The following is a 17,442-nucleotide window of genomic DNA, read 5'->3' as shown; positions in this document are numbered from 1 at the left end:
GACCATAGAAGGCGGCCCCTGCAAAGATGGCCATTAAAAACAGAAGGGCTAGCCGCACGGCTAGCCCTTCTGTTTTTGACCTGTTTTTCTGAAAACAGCCTGAAAACGCTAATTCAGAAAAATAGAGAACAGTTCAAACCGGTTGGAGGAGAAGCTCCAGTGAGACGGCGACGGGTGAATCTCCTCGCCTTCCTCATCAATGATGGTCACCGCCATTCCCTCTTCCTGGTTCAGGGGCTCTGTGAAATGCTTTACGGTGTACACATGACCTTCCTCAATCCATTCTTCTGGCTCAAAACCGGGCAGGGAAGCATCAATACATTTGGCATAGACTGCCATATAGCTGGGTGGATAGATCAAATTTACCATATCTTCTTAACTGTAATCTGGTGAGAAAAATTCCGGTGGCCGTACATACTCCTGTTCTTCCTTTTACACAAAAACCTCGCCAAGATTCATGGCAGCCCACCCCCTTGATTTCATGACTAGTATAAGCATTGTATTTGAGCTTTGCAACCCCTGGCCAGAATTTAACCTGCCCCAACAGCACCCTCTTGCCTTTTTACTCGTACACCAAAGAGCCAGAATGACTGGCTTATTCAATGTTGTTACACCTAAATAAATACCAGATCATGGAAAAGGATAAGCAAGACCCAGACAATAAATATGATGAGAAAGACAAGTTGCCTAACGGGAAATACTCTGCGGGTGACTTGAAGCAAACTCCAGAAGAGCCCGGCGCCAATGCCAAAGACCAGGCCAGCTTTCAGCAGGGCGGTCAGCAGCCCGGCAACAGCCAAGGCGGCCAGGGGGGCAAAACCACAGACGGTGACAAAAACTCACGCCATGATGACGGTGATGAGATGAGTGTGTTTGGCCGCATGGATAGCTAATCTGTGACCAGCGTATGCAAGAGCACCTATCATCTGTTCTAAAACAAAAGCAGGAATCCTGTTTTATGGTAGCGCCCGGCGTCATGGGCATGGAGATTGTCTTTGTGAACCTGTTCTTTGTGGAGAACCCAGATAACTCCTGGGTCTTGATTGACGCCGGCCTGTACGGCTCTGCCGATAAAATCAGAAGGGCCGCCGAAGAAAAGTTCGGGAAGAACAATCCGCCTAAGGCCATACTACTCACGCACGGGCATTTTGACCACGTGGGCGCCCTCCAGACCTTGGCCGACTACTGGCAAGTGCCGGTGTTTGCCCACCGTCTGGAGTTCCCGTACCTGACAGGCATCTCCAACTATCCGCCGCCAGACTCCAGTGTGGGTGGCGGCGGCATGGCCTACCTTTCCTTCATGTACCCCAAAAAGCCCATCACGTTCAGAGGAAGACTGGAATTGTTGCCCTCAGACGGCTCAGTCCCTTTTCTACCTGAATGGCGGTGGCTGGAAACGCCCGGCCATGCCCCGGGGCACGTATCTTTCTTCAGGGAGCATGACCGCGTGCTGATTGCCGGAGACGCCTTCGTGACCCGTAAGCCAGAATCGGCGCTGGCGGTGCTGACCCAAAAGCAGGAAGTCTGCGGCCCGCCCGCTTACTTCACCCCAGACTGGATAGCCGCGCGGCATTCAGTCCAGAAATTGGCTAATCTGCAGCCAGAGGTGGCCGCTTCAGGGCACGGGCTGCCCATGCGCGGCGAGGCTCTGCACAAGGGCTTAGACGAACTGGCGCGGTTGTTTGACCAGCTGGCGGTTCCGCACCAGGGGCGCTATGTAAAGCAGCCGGCCATTACAGACAAGACGGGCGTTGTACAACTGCCGCCCAACGTGAGCAACACCGTTCCCAAGGTATTGGCGACAGCGGGCCTGGTGGCATTAGCCGGCTTGGCCACGTACGCCTTCACCAAGAAACGGAAATCCCCTACCCATTCACGCATTAAAAAAACGTGGCCCGGCTACGCCAGCAGGCCTGGTTATGCGCATTCGCCGCAGGCAGAGGAGACAAACTCTTCTGTAAGGGCGCATGACCCCAACAGTACTACCAACAATTACCCGTGAGCGGGTTCTCTTATAAAAGCGGAAGGCAGGCCATGATGGCCTGCCTTCCGCTTTTAAGGGCTTTCTGTTTTGGGCCTGTTTTTGGGAAAACAGCCCCAAAACAGAAAATTATCAGAAGCCTATGGCTTTCCGCTTTAAGGCGGCAAACTCCTCTTGGGTGATGGTGCCTTCATTGAGCATCTGGCGCAAACGCTCAATGGCGGCAATGTCTTCCTGCACAGGGTTTGCCCCTAAACCGCCGCTTTGCATCCGGTTCTGGTAGAAACGGTCCTCGTTGAAATGGTCCTGCCCATAGAACTCGTCTGTGGGCTCAGCCGAAGACGGTGCCGTATAGGTTTCCTGCGGCTGGGTAATGGCGTGCATGACCCGGTACTCATAGTCAGAATCTACCACGCCGCCTCTGTAAAACGGGAACTGCCCCAACGCACTCTCTGTGAGGCTGGGCGCAAACACCTGGTCACTGTCAGCGTCCAGGTGGGCGGCGCCAATGGGCAGAATAATGTGCCGCAGGTCAGTGTCTGGCAGCAGCAGGTGCTTGTCAACGTCAATGTCCAGGTAGCGCACTTTCATGAGGTCGCGGTCTACAATGAGGTCATCTACCACGCCAATACGTTTGCCGTTTGCGCCAATCACTTCCCAGCCGCGCACGTCCAGGTTCTGTTTGGCTACTTTGAAGTCTGTTAAATCATGTAAGGGAGCCAGCCGTGCCGCTCCGGTGTTTCTATGCGTTGCCATGTATGGTGCGTTTAGTGAAGGAAAGGGTTATAAGGTGAGGAAAGTAGGCACCAGCGGCAAGATCATTCCGCTGGTGGGGGCGCCGGTCATTTCAGCGTCACCGCCCTGCGCGTTCTGAAACACATACACGTACAGCAGCCAGCCTATCAGGATGAGGGCCAGCACCACTATAATCCACGCCCACCCCGAGCGTTTTTTGGGTTCAACATTAATTTCAGCCATAGTTTTATTTTGGTTAGGTCAAGGCCAAGGGCCAATGTTGTTAGTACGCAGCTACAAATGAGAGGTTTATACAGAAGAAGGCCGGCACCGGGAAATAAGGAGGTCTCTGTTTTGGAGCTACTTTCTGAAAAACAGCCCGAAAACAGAAACCGCTGACAGGCTCTTCTGCGCAGACAAGACGCCTGCGGGGCCATTAGACGCTACAGGGCCTGGCAGTGGTTCTGAGTCACGATGAGATTGGGGCTTAGTTTGGGAAAGCAACTTAGAATCGTGTAAACCTCCCCTTATCCCTCCCGGGAGGGGAGTTAGCTGGCCTGCGCGGGGCAAGTGGCGGGTGACCGTGCATCTGCAATGCATGTCCTCGGCTGTCCGGGATTTGCCATTCTGGACCTACTACCTCCGGATTTGCAATCCGCGGCCCCTGCAGATTAAACGTGCCGCCGCGGGGATTGCAAATCCCCGAGTACCAGCTTCCGGATTGCAAATCCGGAAGAGCGCGATGCTAGGCAGGGCTCAACGATATGTGCCGACATGGGGATTGATCTGGCATGCGTGTCCTCCTGTGTAAACATCCCCCTTCGCCCCCTTCAAAGGGGGAGTATCAAATATGCGTGGGAGACAAGGCGGTGCCTGGTCTCTACCATTCTCCGAAACGCCTGAACCAGACCAACTGGCAAGCAACAATGATCAATCAACCCTTCTGCTCTGACTGATGTGCGCAGCACGGGCTCATCTCAGGCTAGCGGATCAGCAGCGGTTACCTACTGAAACAGAGAGAGCAAGTAAGGAAGTAGCAGGAGAGGAACCCAAACCAGTCCTGGGGGTGAGCGCCTCTGTTAATACGGTGCCGCTCCGGCGGCAAGGCCGGAGGGCCTAGTTTTAACAGCAGTGCTCACCGCCAGGACGGGGCCCCGCGGCCGTGAGCGCTTACCGGAAAAGATGAAACAACACAGTGGGTGAGGCACCGGAGCAAACGCCAAAGCCAGGTAAACAGCAGACCACGTATTCCTAAAATAACGACACTGCAGCAAGCGGCACAGCCAGGGGAACAGCAGACTACGCATTCCTGCCGCAGCCAAGGGAAACAGCAGACTACACATTGCCACTGCAACCACAGGGTCTTTGAAAAAAGTCTATCACTTAGGCACTACTACATCCAACCGCCACCGCCAGGGGGAAACAGCGAACTATGCATTACCCCTTCAGCAGCAATGAATCCCTTCCAGGCTATTTCTCTAAACCCGGTATCTGGGGGAACTGGATAAACTCCCCTTCTGGGGAAAACAACATACTCATAGGTTCCTGCGGGTCCCGGAGAATGTCTTGGGCGGTGATGCCCCAGCGGGCCCAGTACATGGCCAACATTTTGGCATAGGCGCTGCTGTCCCAGGGGTTGAAGATCACATTGGTGATGTCATCAATGAGGGAGTCCATGACCACGTGGTCATCTGTAGGTTTTACGGGGCGCAGCAGGTAATCTGGGATCACGTTGAACAGATAGCCGGAGTAAAACACGCGGGCGCTGAACTCGGCGGCTTGAATGGGCTGGAGCACCCGGGGCTCAATTTCAGCCCAGACGCGGTGCATAGACTGCTGAATGATGCCGTTGTCCAGCAGGCAGCAGATGATCAGGGCGTTGTCCAGGCGCAGGCTGAACATCATGGTAGAGAGTTCATCACGGTACTCAAAGCGGGAGGGCTCTGCGCTGGCGTCTACCTCCACAATAAACAGCGAACAGGGAATAAAGTCAGCAAACTGCATGGGCACCCGCAGCGACTGCAGCACACGGTAGAACGCCTGAAACTTCATCAGCATTTTGGGTTGCTCGCTCACCGCGTATTCTGGCTTGATGAGCGGGTCCTGCTCTTTGATGAGCTCAGTGATGAGCGTACCGTAGAACATCTTGCCCAGCCACTGGAACAGCAGTTGCTCATCCAGCTCCCGGAGAGCAGCCACGCCCCCTTTCACCGCCTGCCGCATCTTCTCTTCCAGCGGTGCCAGATGGTGGGCCTGGCAGTGAGGGCAGCAGGGAATCTTGAGGTCCTGGTGCGCTACCACGCTCTGGTCCAGCAGCCTGAGCGGCAGCTCCCCAAACCCGTACTCCTCCATGAGCCACGCCGGAAAGACAGGCGTCTGGTGGTCTAAAGAGATGCCGGTGCCGCACAGAAAACAGATACGGTTGCCAAAGCGCATGCCCTCAAAGGGATCAAACAGGGTAAGGTTTTGCTGCTGCATAAAAAAAGGAAGCATGTTGCGAGCCGCAAAGATACAACGCAAATACGGGCACGCATACCAGGTGGCTCTTACCTCCGTTATACCACAAATATTAATTCGGCATAATACTTGCAATTGCCACGCAATACTAAACGTTTAAAACTATGAGAACCGTACTTTCCCTTGCCTTAGCCGCCTTTCTTTCCTTCTTCTCTTTCACCGGCCATGCCCAGTCCGGCCAGTTGCCCCCTCTGGTGAGTGTCTCTGGCGTGGGTGAGGTGAAGGTGCAGCCAGACCAGGTCCAGTTTGTGGCTGGTGTAGAAGTACGCGAGCAAACCTTAGAAGACGCCCGCCGCAATGCAGACCAGCGCACCACCGCCATCATCAGCGCCCTCAAAAAGAGCGGCGTTGAGGAAAAGCACATCCAGACCGCCTACCTCTCCATACAGCCCATGTACACCGGCGAGTATGGACAGACCAAACCGCAGTTCTACCTGGCCACCCGCTCCATCTCAGTGACGCTGAACAAACTGAACAAGTATGATGACGTGATGTCTGCGCTTTACAAAGCCGGGGCCAACCAGGTACACGGCATCAGCTACCAGAGCAGCAACCTGAAGAAACACCAGGAGGAGGCCCGCCGGAAAGCAGTGCAGGAGGCCAAACAGAAAGCCACCATGCTGGCTTCTGAGTTAGGGGCCAAAGTAGGCCGCGTGTACCAGATCAACGAAGGCGGCGCCAGCGCCCCAGGCCCCATCCTGTATGGCAAGATGGCCCTGCAGGAAAGAGCCATGGATGCCGGTGGCAGCACCATTGCCGCAGGCGAGATGACCATCACCTCACAGGTAGAGGTAAGCTTTGTGCTGGAGTAAGCTTCTGCGCCAGCGCAAACTCTGGCGTTCACGAAGGGCCCTGTGGTTGCGTTTTCAGGCTGTTTTTCAGAAATTAGGCCAAAAACGCAGCCACAGGGTTTCTTTATACCCTTTGCTGCACACCAGCCCATGCGCTACAGAGAAGCCCTCTTATCAGATATTCCGGGAATACAGCGGGTACGGCACGCGGTGAAGGAGAACATCTTGTCTGACCCCGCCCTGGTCACTGATCATGACTGCGCAGAGTATCTTACAAAACGCGGCAAAGGCTGGGTGTGCCTGGTAAACGGGACAGTGGTGGGCTTTTCTATTGCAGACCTGCAAGGGCACAACATCTGGGCTCTGTTTGTAGACCCTGACTTTGAGAAGAAGGGCGTAGGCCGAAAACTGCACGCCCTCATGCTGGACTGGTACTTTTCCCAAACCCGGCAAACGGTGTGGCTCAGCACTGACCCGGCCTCCAGAGCGCGCGGATTCTACCAGGCAGCCGGCTGGAAGGAAGCGGGCCGGTATGGCAAGGGCGAAGTCAAACTTGAAATGGAATACTCTACCTGGCAGCAGAAGCAGGCCCCAGGCAGGGAAACACCTGTTTCTGACCTCTTTTCTCGAAAACAGCCCTAAAACGGCAACGCAGAGCCACGGTTACACGTCAAGCAAATGTCCTCTTTTTTGGATACCTTTGAAACGTATGAAGGAACCTGCATTTGTCCTGGAAGGCAAACCCGTACATGTGGTACAGACCGCCGACGCGCTGCAAGCCGCCGCCGCCCACTTAGGCCAACAGCCTGAACTTGCCTTAGACCTTGAATTTGATCAACATCACTATACCTACGGCTTCACCCTCTGCCTGATCCAGATCTCAGACGGGAAGACTACCTTTTTGATTGACCCGTTTCCGCTGGAAGACCTGCAGCCCCTGTGGAACGTGCTGGAGAACCCGGCCATCACTAAGATTTTTCACCACGCCAATAATGACCTCATGCTGCTGAGCATGCTGGGCTGCCAGGTCAGGAATCTGGTAGACACGGCCGTGGCCGCCAAAATCCTGAATTACTCCAAAGCCGCCCTGGGCACCCTGCTGGAAGAGGAACTGGGCCTCAAGCTGGACAAGTCCCAGCAGATGAGCAACTGGAACCAGCGGCCGCTTTCCAGAAAGCAGCTGGAATATGCCGCCCTGGACGTGCTGTACCTGCATGAGCTGAAAACCGCCATGGTAGGCAAGATCAAAGAACTGGACCGCATGGCGTGGCTGGAGGAAGAGGACAAACTTCTGGAGAGCATCATCTATACAGAGCAGGAAGACCCGCACCTGAAAATTAAGTTTCCGCAGCGGCTCACCCTGTTCCAGCAGTTTATTCTTAAACCCATTTATGCCTTCAGGGACGAGGTGGCGCAGAAATGGAATCTGCCCGCCGGCCAGGTCATTAACACCAACGCGCTCCTGCAGCTGCTCAACAACCCTGAGCAGAGTATCAATGAGTGGCTGTACCATACCAAGGGCGTGCACGGCCGCCTGCAGCAAGACCGGTATGAGGGCCCGTTGCAACGTATTGTCAACGGCGCTGTGCAGGAAGCCAACAAACGCAAAATCCCGCACAGGCTGCCCCCTAACCCGTTCCCGCCTCGCCTGAAGACCCCAGAGACCGAGGCCCGTAAAGAACTTCTGTGTACGGTTCAGAAAACATTGATAGAGCGGTACGGCGCATATGCCACCCCTATGCTCTTAGACCAAAGCACCATCACCCAGTATAGCCAGACCGGCGAGCTGGTCATGCACAAGAAGTACGCGCGGGAGATTGTGCTGGCCACGGCCCGGGAAATGAAGATCAATCTGTAACCAGTAGAGGAACCCTGCCCGCCAGGCAGCCTCCCCCACAGAAACTTATCACCGTTAGCGCTTGTTTTACCAGCCGGGATCTAGAAAGATTCTAAGAGCTACAGCTTGATTACATTTTGATTTTGCAGGCGAAAAGGGGGAGCAAAAGGTTCTTCTATCCCGTCTTTAGAACAGCATGGCAGCGCAATGCCAGGTTCTTTAGAGGCCCGTTTGCAGTGCATAAGAGAAATATAAACAAGCTCTAAGAGAGAAGTACCGTTTGACAACAACAAGCCTTTGCTTTACCAATGCCTAAAAAAAGTCTAGAATTTGGCCTGTACCCTTGGTTTCCGGGGTATGGCTACGCAACTATACACCCTGCCAACCGCCGTGAGTTTGAGTGGCTGGAACCCCATAACAAAGTGTTTGAGAAAATTGGGGAGATAAACGGCTGGCTCCAGCTGCGCTACGCAGATGAGGAGTTTAAAGTACGCCCAGACCTCTTCTCCCCTGTCAAAGCGTTGCCCTTTACCTTTGGCGAGTGGGTTAAACCGGCTCACCAGGCCGCTGGCCCCGTGGCCGAAATCATGGACATTTTCTGGAATACGTCAGAAGATGCACCTTATTTTGGATTGCGGATTGGCAAACAGCGCCTGGAGGGGGTTTACCGGCAAGAGCAGCTAAGGCCAGCGTAGCAAATGAATCATCACCGCCATGACCAGTTTGGGCCTGTTTTCAGAAAAACAGGCCATAAACAGGGTAAGCAGCTGTAAAATTTGCCGTTTGTGCTCCACAACCGGCCATAGCCAAAACCAGCCTTCCCGCTTTTCCCGCCTCCGGTGCGGGGCTATGGGGCTCTGACACGGCTATAGAAGCACCTTGCGCTGACTCTCTTTGCTGACAAACCCAAACAGTGAACCTGTTCAGCGTTTTCCCTTTCTGTATCAGGAAGGTTTTATAAAGCACAAGCGGCTCCTGTGTTGCCGTTTCTGGGCTGTTTTTCAGAAAACAGCCCAGAAACAGGGAGCTGGTCCACCTCCAGACTCTAGCGGCTACCTACACCTTGTATCAAACACAAATCTCTACACAGCTCTGTCCTTCAATATGCTCAAAGAGATGAATCTCCACCCCCTCTTTCGGCTTTGCCGATAAAGCCTGTTCAGGTAGTAGTGCTTCTACGTACCTTGGTTGGCAGGCGGGAAATGGGAGCGAAAGGATCTGGCGAGGCTTTTTTTGAGGAGCCAAGCAGTGCTACTGTGTAAGGGAATGGCAAAGGTTCTTTTATATTGTGTGCAGCGCTAAAGACAGCAGCCAATATGCTCTAAAAATAAATGCCCGACCAGGTGGCCGGGCATTTACAAACACAACTAAAGAGCATTCTTAATTTTATCCATCAGGCCACCGGCGGCACCGGTCATCTGCTCAGTCTGGGCGTGGCCTTCCGGGGCAGGTGGCGGCAAGATTGGAATATCCCCCATTGGTTCTCCAGGCACCATAGAGAAGGTTCCTTTTCCGTCTATTGACGGCCCTTCTGCCCAGCGGCCATAGGCTTCCTGGTCTTTGAAGATGTTGGTGGTCACAAACGAGTAGTTGAACTGCTGGTTCTCTTCAGCTTGCGGGAAGCTATTAGGGATGGGGTGGTTATTGGTTGCACCGCCCAGTTCTTCCAGCACAGCCAGCCACTGGTTCTGGTGCATGGTGTCACGGGCAATCAGGAACGCCAGCATGTCTTTCATGCCATGGTCATCTGTGGCTTCCCACAGGCGGGTAGCCAGTACCCGGCCGGTAGACTCAGCCATCACGTTGGCGTGCATGTCTGCGGCAATGTTACCGCTGCCCACTACCCAGGAACCGTTGAACGGAACCCCGTTTGAGTCTGTTGCCATGGCGGCCAGCCCTGATGACAGGAAGTGGCGCGGGTCCATGCCTCCCATCACGGCACCTACCACTGGGTTAGAACCTACTATTTCATCTTTCAGGGAGTTAGTAGCGCCTTCCAGGTTGAGGGCTACCGCGGTGGCAAGCATCTCAATGTGACCTATTTCCTCCGTACCGGTTTCTAACAGCATGTTTTTATATTTGACAGGGCCTCTGCTTCCCCAGGCCTGGAACAGGTACTGTAAGCAAACCCGTATCTCCCCCTCAATACCGCCAATAGCTTGTTGTAACATTTTGGCAAAGGCCGGGTTTGGTTTATCTACCCGCACTTTGTACTGTAATCTCCGATCGTGATAGAACATAGTTTTATTTTTATGGTTTAACATGTGGTCAACCCAATTCTATACGGCCTTATCAGTTAAAAATATTTATGTTTTTTTTCTGTTAAACACAAATTATATCCCTATAGTCAATTATATAAATTATTACATATTACTGAAGTCCAAATAGTTAACAGGAAATACTTATAGAGAAAATCTATAATAGATATTTAGAAGTGAAGCAGAAACAGTATTTATACGATACCCTTATTCGTGATAACCTTTGCCCAGGCATAGGAATAGGGACAACCCAATGAAAGTCGCTGGAAGATTCAAAACATTTTCTCAGAGGCTTTCTCTTTCTCCCGGTCTCGCTGGTGATGGCAGAAACTTTACTGTCTCCTCATGATATAGAAATACTTTAATCTTTCCGGTTTCTCTGCCGTATACTTCACCTATGACCACCAACCAGTAAGACTATGAAAAAAGTAACACATGTAGCGGCGGCGGCCTTATTGGCGCTGACTTTCGGGTTTGCCTCTTGTGAATCTAAGACCGCTCAAAACGTTGAAAACACAGCAGATGAGGTAGCAAATGATGCAGAGAATGCCTTTGATGAGGTAAAAGCCGAAGCTGATTCTATTTCTTTAGACTCTATTGAAGTGCGTGATGAACCCGTAAAAGATGGGGTTGCTGATAAGATAGAGAAGCAATAGAAGGCAGTTCTTTTTACAGGAACAAAAAAGTCTTTGAATAAAAGGGCCATGGATGTCAGCATCTTGGCCCTTTCTTTTTGCCTACACCTAGGCAAATAATTCAAATTTTTTTTGGCATAATACCAAACAATAGAAAATAACGTATCTTTGTGCTCCCCTCCTCCCCCCTTTAATGCAGTAAGTAGTAGAAGCCTGATCTGTGGAACAGCAGTACCAGTTATCCCCGTTTACCCGTATCTCCCTGTATCCTGATGCCAAAGCATTACAGGTGGAATGCGAAGGCTTTGTCTCCAGCGCCACCTACCGCAACCTCATGCTGCGAGGGCTTGAACTGATCAAGGCCTATGGCATCAACTATGTTGTCTACAACAAGAAAATCTTAGCGCCCCTTACACCAGATGACCATGACTGGCTGGCAGAAGAGATGCTGCCACAGCTGTTCACCACCTCTCTCCAGAAGGTAGCCATCATAGAAGCCCAGGGCGGCCTGGACCACCTTACCCTGCGCAATATGGTTTATGCCCCGTATCTGTCCCTCAGCTTTGAAGTCCAGTATTTTGATGAAGTCTCTGTAGCGCTGGAGTGGTTCAAACAGGAAGAAGCCTCCACCATAAATGTCACAACAGAAATGCCGGTGGAGAAATCTTCTGGTTAACCTCTGTTTCTGTTTTTGGCCTGTTTTCTGAAAAACAGGCCAAAAACAGAAACACACAACTCAGAGTGACAAAGGCCAGAGGTGTCCCTGACTTGCCCTTTGTGGCCCATGTGACACAGCCCAACCCGCTTACCCGCCTGCCTTTACGTGACTGTCACCAAACCCGGGACCTGCCTCTGCGGCACCTTTCCCTGACAGAGCGCACCTAAAACAGGTTATTACAACAGCAGTTTTAGAGATTGTTTAGTCTTTTGCGCTGCAAACGGGTATCAAAAGAACCTGGCTTCGCCTTTTTCGCTTGCAAAATCAAAATTTAAAACAAGCTCTTAGAGGGCTTAACCTTTTACCGGTTTTTTTTCGCCGCGGGCGTAGTCTTCCAGATACCGGTACCGCTCACACAGCTCCCCGTCTTGGGTGATGGTGGCTCTTTTTAAAACCCCTTCTTTGTCACCGTTCAGCAGGTGCGGGATCACCTGGTCAATCAATTGTCGGCCAAAATCACGGGAGGCGTTACGGGGCAGCTCACACGGCAGGTTGTCTACCGCCATAACGGTAAGGTTCTTTTTGGAGCTGTAAGCCGGCTCCAGCTTCTCTGACCACGGGTTGTAGTCAAAGGCAGGGTCAGCAATGGTAGACACCCGTTTGGTGCAGGGAATAGAGCCGTCTACATCACAGGTAATGTCAGCAATGGTGTTGATTTTGAAATCGGGTTCGCGCATGTCCTCCTCTGTGAACAGCACGGGGGCACCGGGGTTCCAGTAGGCGCAGGCCATGAGCAGGTCAGTGGCTTTGGCAAATTTCCTGAAGGTAGACTGGTAGAGGTGCGGGTTCTGGTAAAAGTCCTGCGAGTCCCACACGGCCACATCTGGCCGCACGTGGTAGTCTGAGGACCGCAGCTGCGTATACACCGGCTCGCCAAACTCTTTGTACAGGTAGTCAAACACGCTCACCCGCCTAATGCCCATGCGGTTGAGCACCTCTACCGCCCCCTCGGCCACCCTACCGCCGCCGGTCACGGCAATCTTGATGTTGGGCAGAAACTTCACCTTGAAAAACTCCTCCTGCATGTCTTCCATGTCCAGGCACTGGTGGGCGGGCTTGAGGTGGAACAGGTTCCATTTGCGGCCATAGGTCAGGAGCCCGTTGTAGGCGCCCACAATCCCGGCCCATCGGCCGAAGGCCACCACCCGCTCCCCCTTCTCATTGGTGATGGTTTCATAGTCAATCAACGTAATCTTCTTCTCCAGAATGGCCTGCAGCAGCTTCTGGTTGTGCGCCTGTTTCTTAATGGTGTGTGAGAAGAAAAAATACGTCTTATTAGGGATCAGCTGGTCAATGGGCACCTCTTTCACGCCCATGAGCACGTCACACCGGCCCAGGTCCTCTTTGAGCGGAATGCCCAGATCTGTGTATTCCTGGTCTGAAAAGCACCGGAACGGGCTGGGCTGTACCACCAGCTGCACTTGCGGGAAGGCCTGCAGCACCTCCAGGCATTTCTTGGGGGAGAGGGGCACGCGTTTATCAACCGGCACTTTCCCTTCGCGCAGCACGCCAATTTTCAATCTGTCCATGTGAAACTTATTCTGTGGTAAAGTGGTGTTTTCAGCCTGTTTTCAGAAAAATAGCTCCAAAACGGCCAGGCGGCAACTACCCCGCCTGCAATTTAAAAGCTTAGGTTATATATAGTGAATTTTAACCTGTACTTTTGTGTAATAAGGTAAGACAAACGCTTGTTTCTCTTGTTATAACCGAACACCTACACCACGCTAATACATATTTCCATGCTATTCAAAACCAAACCTGCCGATATTTTCAAGGAACGCCACAACGGCCCTGTGAAAGAGCAGATGCAGGAGATGTTACAAACCATTGGGGCCACCTCTCTGGACCAGCTCATAGATGAGACCGTGCCGGCGGCCATCCGGCTCAAGCAGCCCCTGAACCTGCCCCAGCCGTTAACCGAGCGTGATTTCCTCCGGAAGTTTGCCCAGATAGCCAAGCAGAACAAGCTGTACAAGTCGTACATTGGGCTGGGCTACCATGACACCATTCTGCCGCCGGTGATTCAGCGAAATATTCTGGAAAACCCGGGCTGGTACACCGCCTATACGCCCTACCAGGCCGAGATTGCCCAAGGCCGTCTGGAGGCGTTGATCAACTACCAGACGCTGGTGATTGACCTGACGGGTATGGCCATTGCCAACGCGTCTCTTTTAGATGAGGCTACGGCTGCCGCCGAAGCCATGAACATGCTGCACGCGCTGCGCAAAGGCTCCCGCAAGAACGCCAACCGCTTCTTTGTGTCTAACCAGGTGCTGCCACAGACCCTTGACGTGCTGCTCACCCGCGCTACGCCGCTAGACATTGAACTGGTGATTGGCGACCACCGCGAAACCAACCTGAACGACGACACTCTGTTTGGGGCCCTGGTGCAATACCCAGCCGCCGACGGCGAAGTGTTTGACTACACTGATTTCATCGCGCAGGCGCACGCCCAGGACATGCTGGTAGCCGTGGCCGCTGATTTACTGAGCTTAACGTTACTGAAAGCCCCCGGTGAAATGGGTGCCGATGTGGTGGTGGGTTCTTCGCAGCGTTTTGGCGTACCCATGGGCTACGGCGGGCCGCACGCCGGTTTCTTCGCCACTAAAGATGACTATAAGCGCTCTATCCCGGGCCGGATCATTGGTATTTCAGTAGACGCGTTTGGCAACAAAGCGTACCGCATGGCGCTCCAGACCCGTGAGCAGCACATACGCCGCGAAAAAGCTACTTCCAACATCTGTACGGCCCAGGTGCTGCTGGCGGTGATGGCGGGAATGTACGCGGTGTACCACGGTCCGCGCCGGTTGAAATACATTGGCTTGAACATTCACAGCTTAACTCAGATTCTAGCCAAAGGGCTGGAGCGTCTGGGCTTTGAGCAACTGAACGAGAACTATTTTGACACGCTGCAACTGCGCGTAGAAAGCGTAGAATTGCGCAACGCCATCCGTCAGGAAGCTGAGGCGGCAGAAATCAACTTCCGTTACTTCGGGGACAACAACGTGGGCATCTCCCTGAACCAGAACACTGATCTGGAAGATGTGAAAGCCATTCTGGCCGTGTTCGCCAAAGTGGCGGGCAAGCCCGATGCCACGCTGGAACTGGATGCTATTCCGGAGGAGACTGAGATTACCTGGCCAGAGTCTTTGATTAGAACCTCTGAGTACCTGCAGCACGAAGTCTTCAACAAGTACCACTCTGAGAGCGAGATTCTGCGCTACATGAAGTACCTGGAGAACAAAGATTTCTCGCTCACGCACGGCATGATCCCGTTGGGTTCCTGCACCATGAAACTGAACGCCACCGCTGAGATGATTCCGGTGACCTGGCCCGAGATTGGTTCGTTGCATCCCTTCGCCCCTGCTGACCAAGCCAAAGGCTACGCGCAAATCTTCTCAGACCTGGAGGCCTGGCTTTGTGAAGTAACCGGTTTTGCCGCCGTTTCGCTGCAGCCTAACTCCGGTGCCCAAGGCGAATATGCTGGTTTAATGGTGATCAGAGCCTATCATGAAGCGCGTGGTGACCACCACCGCAACATTTCGTTGATTCCGTCTTCGGCGCACGGCACCAACCCAGCTTCTGCGGTCATGGCTGGTATGAAAGTGGTGATTGTGAAGTGTGATGAGCGCGGAAACATTGACGTAGCCGACCTCAAAGCCAAAGCCGAGCAGCACAAAGATGACCTGTCTTGCCTCATGGTGACCTACCCGTCTACCCACGGCGTGTACGAGGAGAGCATCTTAGAAATCTGCGAAATCATTCACCAATACGGCGGCCGCGTGTACATGGACGGCGCCAACATGAACGCCCAGGTTGGTTTGACCTCACCGGGTAACATTGGCGCAGACGTGTGTCACCTGAACCTGCACAAAACCTTCTGCATTCCGCATGGCGGCGGGGGGCCGGGTGTAGGCCCTATTGGCGTAGTAGCTGATTTAGCACCGTATCTGCCAGGGCACGCGGTAGTAGATTTAGGCCGTAAAGAAGCCATCAACGCCGTTTCTGCCGCACCTTGGGGCAGCGCCAGCATTCTTCCTATCTCGTACGCGTACATCTCCATGATGGGCGGCGAAGGCTTGACTGAGGCCACCAAGATTGCCATTCTGAACGCCAACTACATCAAAGCCCGTCTGGAGCCGCATTATCCGGTGCTGTATGTGGGTACCAACGGCCGCTGCGCCCACGAGATGATTCTGGACTGCCGCGCCTTCAAGAAAGTAGGCGTGGAGGTGGAAGACATCGCGAAGCGTTTGATGGACTATGGTTTCCATGCGCCTACGGTTTCTTTCCCGGTAGCGGGCACCTTGATGGTAGAGCCTACCGAGAGCGAAAGCAAAGAAGAGCTGGACCGTTTCTGCGAAGCCATGATCTCCATTAGAGCCGAGATCAAGGAAGTGGAAGACGGCCAGGCCGACCAGAAAAACAACGTGCTGAAAAACGCACCGCACCCGGCCCACATTGCCCTGGCTGAGAACTGGACCATGCCGTACAGCCGTGAGAAAGCCGTGTACCCGGTACCCTACACCCGCACCGCCAAGTTCTGGCCAACCGTGAGCCGCATAGACAGCGCCTACGGCGATAGAAACCTGATCTGCAGCTGCGCCCCGGTAGAAGCGTACAACGAGCAGGGGCAGGAGATGAAGGCCGTATAAGCCTATCCCTTTTTCAGCTATAAGAAACGCCTGGGCAGTTGCTCAGGCGTTTCTGTTTTCGGGCTGTTTTGGCCAAAACAGCCCGAAAACAGAAACCACCGCCTCCCCGCTTTTACTCAGCCCCTGTTGGCTCAATTTATTTACAACTGCTTCAGAAATAACTGGAAAATCTTACCCCGCTACAGAGAAGGCAGGCACAATATTTGCGCTACAATTGCACATAACAGATAAACTCACGTATAAAAGACAGTGCTTCCAATCTTAAAATATTGCGAAATACTATATTTAGACGGAGGTTATCTATCACTTAAACTTAATTGTAAAACAGTATAAATCCATGAAAAGAGCAAGCAGAACCTTAAAGTCTGTGTTTGGGATGATACTAGTGCTGTTGGTATTGGGCTTTACGGGCTGCGCCCCGAGTTTCAACGTCAGCAGTGATTACGACCAAGCCACTAATTTCCAGCAGTACAAGACCTGGAACTGGTACCAGGAACAACCTATTGCCAAGAGCGACTCCAGCCGTAGGTACAGCACGTTTCTGGACAAGCGCATTAAAACCGCTGTAGAAACGGAGATGGCCCGCCGTGGTTTCACTAAAGCCACCAGCAAAGCCAACGCAGATATGCTCCTGGCCTATGATGTGTCTATTGAAAATGTGCAGCGCGTGCGGCCAGATTATGTAAGTGTACCCATGATTGGCTACGGTTACTGGTACGGCTACCGCTACGCCTACACCTATAACCGCCTGTACAACAACACCACGGTACAGGACTATCAGGCCGGCACTATCATCCTGGACATTGTAGACGCCAAAACCAATGAACTGGTGTGGCGTGGCACCGGTGAGACTACCGGAAACGAGAAATCCCTGACCCAGGAGAAGGTACAGGAAATTGTAACCCAAATCTTAGCAAAGTATCCGCCGCAAGCGGAAAGCTCAAGGGCCACGGCTAAACGTTAACCCATGAAGCTGTTTAGAGCTTTTATGTCAAGTTGAGGCGCAAGCCTTCGCTTGTGCCTATAGGCTATTCTGTTTCCGGGCTGTTTTTGGGAAAGTAGCCTTAAAACGCAGGCACAAGCTCACGCTTGCGCCATCCCAAAGCCAGTCACGATACCATTACCATAGAAAAAGGGAAAAGCGCTAAACAGCTTCCTTATAGAACTGATGAAAATCCCCAAGCACAGCTTGGGGATTTTTTTTTTGTCTTTGCTCTGCGGCTTTTAAACATCTGCCACTGTAGGGCAAGGGTTTGGAATCTCTGCAGCAGGGCATTGCTTCTCAAGTCAGAATTCCTGTTTTCGGCTTGTTTTT

16 protein-coding genes are annotated in these 17,442 nt (G+C 52.9%); 10 read left to right on the top strand and 6 right to left on the bottom strand.

Annotation, left to right across the window (positions count from 1 at the left end):
- Positions 1-108: 108 nt before the first annotated feature.
- Positions 109-369 carry a hypothetical protein gene (locus FHS90_RS11005; protein ID WP_066834293.1) on the bottom strand — a complete coding sequence of 87 codons (261 nt, stop codon included), beginning with the start codon at positions 367-369 and terminating at the stop codon, positions 109-111.
- Positions 370-632: 263 nt separating this feature from the next.
- On the opposite strand from FHS90_RS11005, the gene FHS90_RS11000 reads away from it, so the two are divergent.
- Positions 633-893: a hypothetical protein gene (locus tag FHS90_RS11000; RefSeq protein ID WP_182513089.1), complete on the top strand. Its 261-nt coding sequence runs from the start codon at positions 633-635 to the stop codon at positions 891-893.
- 65 nt (positions 894-958) lie between these two features.
- Complete coding sequence (locus tag FHS90_RS10995; RefSeq protein WP_246386911.1) at positions 959-2,002, top strand: MBL fold metallo-hydrolase; 1,044 nt, start codon at positions 959-961, stop codon at positions 2,000-2,002.
- Positions 2,003-2,113: 111 nt separating this feature from the next.
- Here FHS90_RS10995 and FHS90_RS10990 read toward each other — a convergent pair whose 3' ends face one another.
- The 3 genes from FHS90_RS10990 to FHS90_RS10980 form a co-directional block, all read right to left on the bottom strand.
- Entirely contained in the window at positions 2,114-2,737 is a 624-nt protein-coding gene (locus tag FHS90_RS10990; RefSeq protein WP_082893561.1) for a PRC-barrel domain-containing protein, read from the bottom strand.
- A 27-nt stretch (positions 2,738-2,764) separates the two neighbouring features.
- Positions 2,765-2,959 carry a hypothetical protein gene (locus FHS90_RS10985; RefSeq protein ID WP_182513088.1) on the bottom strand — a complete coding sequence of 65 codons (195 nt, stop codon included), beginning with the start codon at positions 2,957-2,959 and terminating at the stop codon, positions 2,765-2,767.
- A 1,227-nt stretch (positions 2,960-4,186) separates the two neighbouring features.
- Positions 4,187-5,194, bottom strand: coding sequence for a hypothetical protein (locus tag FHS90_RS10980; protein ID WP_246386908.1), 1,008 nt, complete (start codon positions 5,192-5,194; stop codon positions 4,187-4,189).
- A 143-nt stretch (positions 5,195-5,337) separates the two neighbouring features.
- On the opposite strand from FHS90_RS10980, the gene FHS90_RS10975 reads away from it, so the two are divergent.
- The 4 genes from FHS90_RS10975 to FHS90_RS10960 all read left to right on the top strand — a co-directional run bounded on the left by FHS90_RS10975 (position 5,338) and on the right by FHS90_RS10960 (position 8,556).
- Complete coding sequence (locus tag FHS90_RS10975) at positions 5,338-6,045, top strand: SIMPL domain-containing protein (protein WP_182513087.1); 708 nt, start codon at positions 5,338-5,340, stop codon at positions 6,043-6,045.
- A 129-nt stretch (positions 6,046-6,174) separates the two neighbouring features.
- Positions 6,175-6,666 (top strand): GNAT family N-acetyltransferase, encoded by a 492-nt coding sequence (locus tag FHS90_RS10970; protein WP_182513086.1) that lies wholly within the window; start codon positions 6,175-6,177, stop codon positions 6,664-6,666.
- Positions 6,667-6,733: 67 nt separating this feature from the next.
- Positions 6,734-7,882, top strand: coding sequence for a ribonuclease D (locus tag FHS90_RS10965; protein ID WP_066834303.1), 1,149 nt, complete (start codon positions 6,734-6,736; stop codon positions 7,880-7,882).
- Positions 7,883-8,169: 287 nt separating this feature from the next.
- On the top strand, positions 8,170-8,556 hold the full coding sequence (locus FHS90_RS10960; protein WP_066834305.1) for a DUF6960 family protein: 387 nt from the start codon (positions 8,170-8,172) through the stop codon (positions 8,554-8,556).
- A 672-nt stretch (positions 8,557-9,228) separates the two neighbouring features.
- On the opposite strand, the gene FHS90_RS10955 is transcribed toward FHS90_RS10960, so the two are convergent.
- Positions 9,229-10,101, bottom strand: a complete 873-nt coding sequence (locus FHS90_RS10955) for a manganese catalase family protein (protein WP_182513085.1) — start codon at positions 10,099-10,101, stop codon at positions 9,229-9,231.
- A 437-nt stretch (positions 10,102-10,538) separates the two neighbouring features.
- On the opposite strand from FHS90_RS10955, the gene FHS90_RS10950 reads away from it, so the two are divergent.
- Together FHS90_RS10950 and FHS90_RS10945 are read left to right on the top strand one after the other, a co-directional pair.
- Entirely contained in the window at positions 10,539-10,775 is a 237-nt protein-coding gene (locus FHS90_RS10950; RefSeq protein ID WP_066834309.1) for a hypothetical protein, read from the top strand.
- A 199-nt stretch (positions 10,776-10,974) separates the two neighbouring features.
- Complete coding sequence (locus FHS90_RS10945; protein ID WP_182513084.1) at positions 10,975-11,430, top strand: hypothetical protein; 456 nt, start codon at positions 10,975-10,977, stop codon at positions 11,428-11,430.
- A 335-nt stretch (positions 11,431-11,765) separates the two neighbouring features.
- Here the strand turns inward: FHS90_RS10945 and FHS90_RS10940 are convergent, their stop codons facing one another.
- The gene (locus tag FHS90_RS10940; RefSeq protein ID WP_066834314.1) at positions 11,766-13,001 is read right to left on the bottom strand and encodes an NAD(P)-dependent oxidoreductase; all 1,236 of its coding nucleotides are present in this window, start codon (positions 12,999-13,001) and stop codon (positions 11,766-11,768) included.
- Positions 13,002-13,211: 210 nt separating this feature from the next.
- Here FHS90_RS10940 and gcvP point away from each other — a divergent pair, with 210 nt between their 5' ends.
- Both gcvP and FHS90_RS10930 read left to right on the top strand, forming a co-directional pair.
- A complete protein-coding gene (gene gcvP, locus FHS90_RS10935; protein ID WP_182513083.1) occupies positions 13,212-16,127 on the top strand; it encodes an aminomethyl-transferring glycine dehydrogenase in 2,916 nt (971 codons plus the stop codon).
- A 337-nt stretch (positions 16,128-16,464) separates the two neighbouring features.
- Positions 16,465-17,091, top strand: a complete 627-nt coding sequence (locus tag FHS90_RS10930) for a DUF4136 domain-containing protein (RefSeq protein ID WP_182513082.1) — start codon at positions 16,465-16,467, stop codon at positions 17,089-17,091.
- Positions 17,092-17,442: the final 351 nt, after the last annotated feature.

It is taken from the genome of Rufibacter ruber (assembly GCF_014138425.1).
Lineage (GTDB): Bacteria > Bacteroidota > Bacteroidia > Cytophagales > Hymenobacteraceae > Nibribacter > Nibribacter ruber_C.
This window is presented reverse-complemented; position numbering and strand designations above follow the sequence as displayed.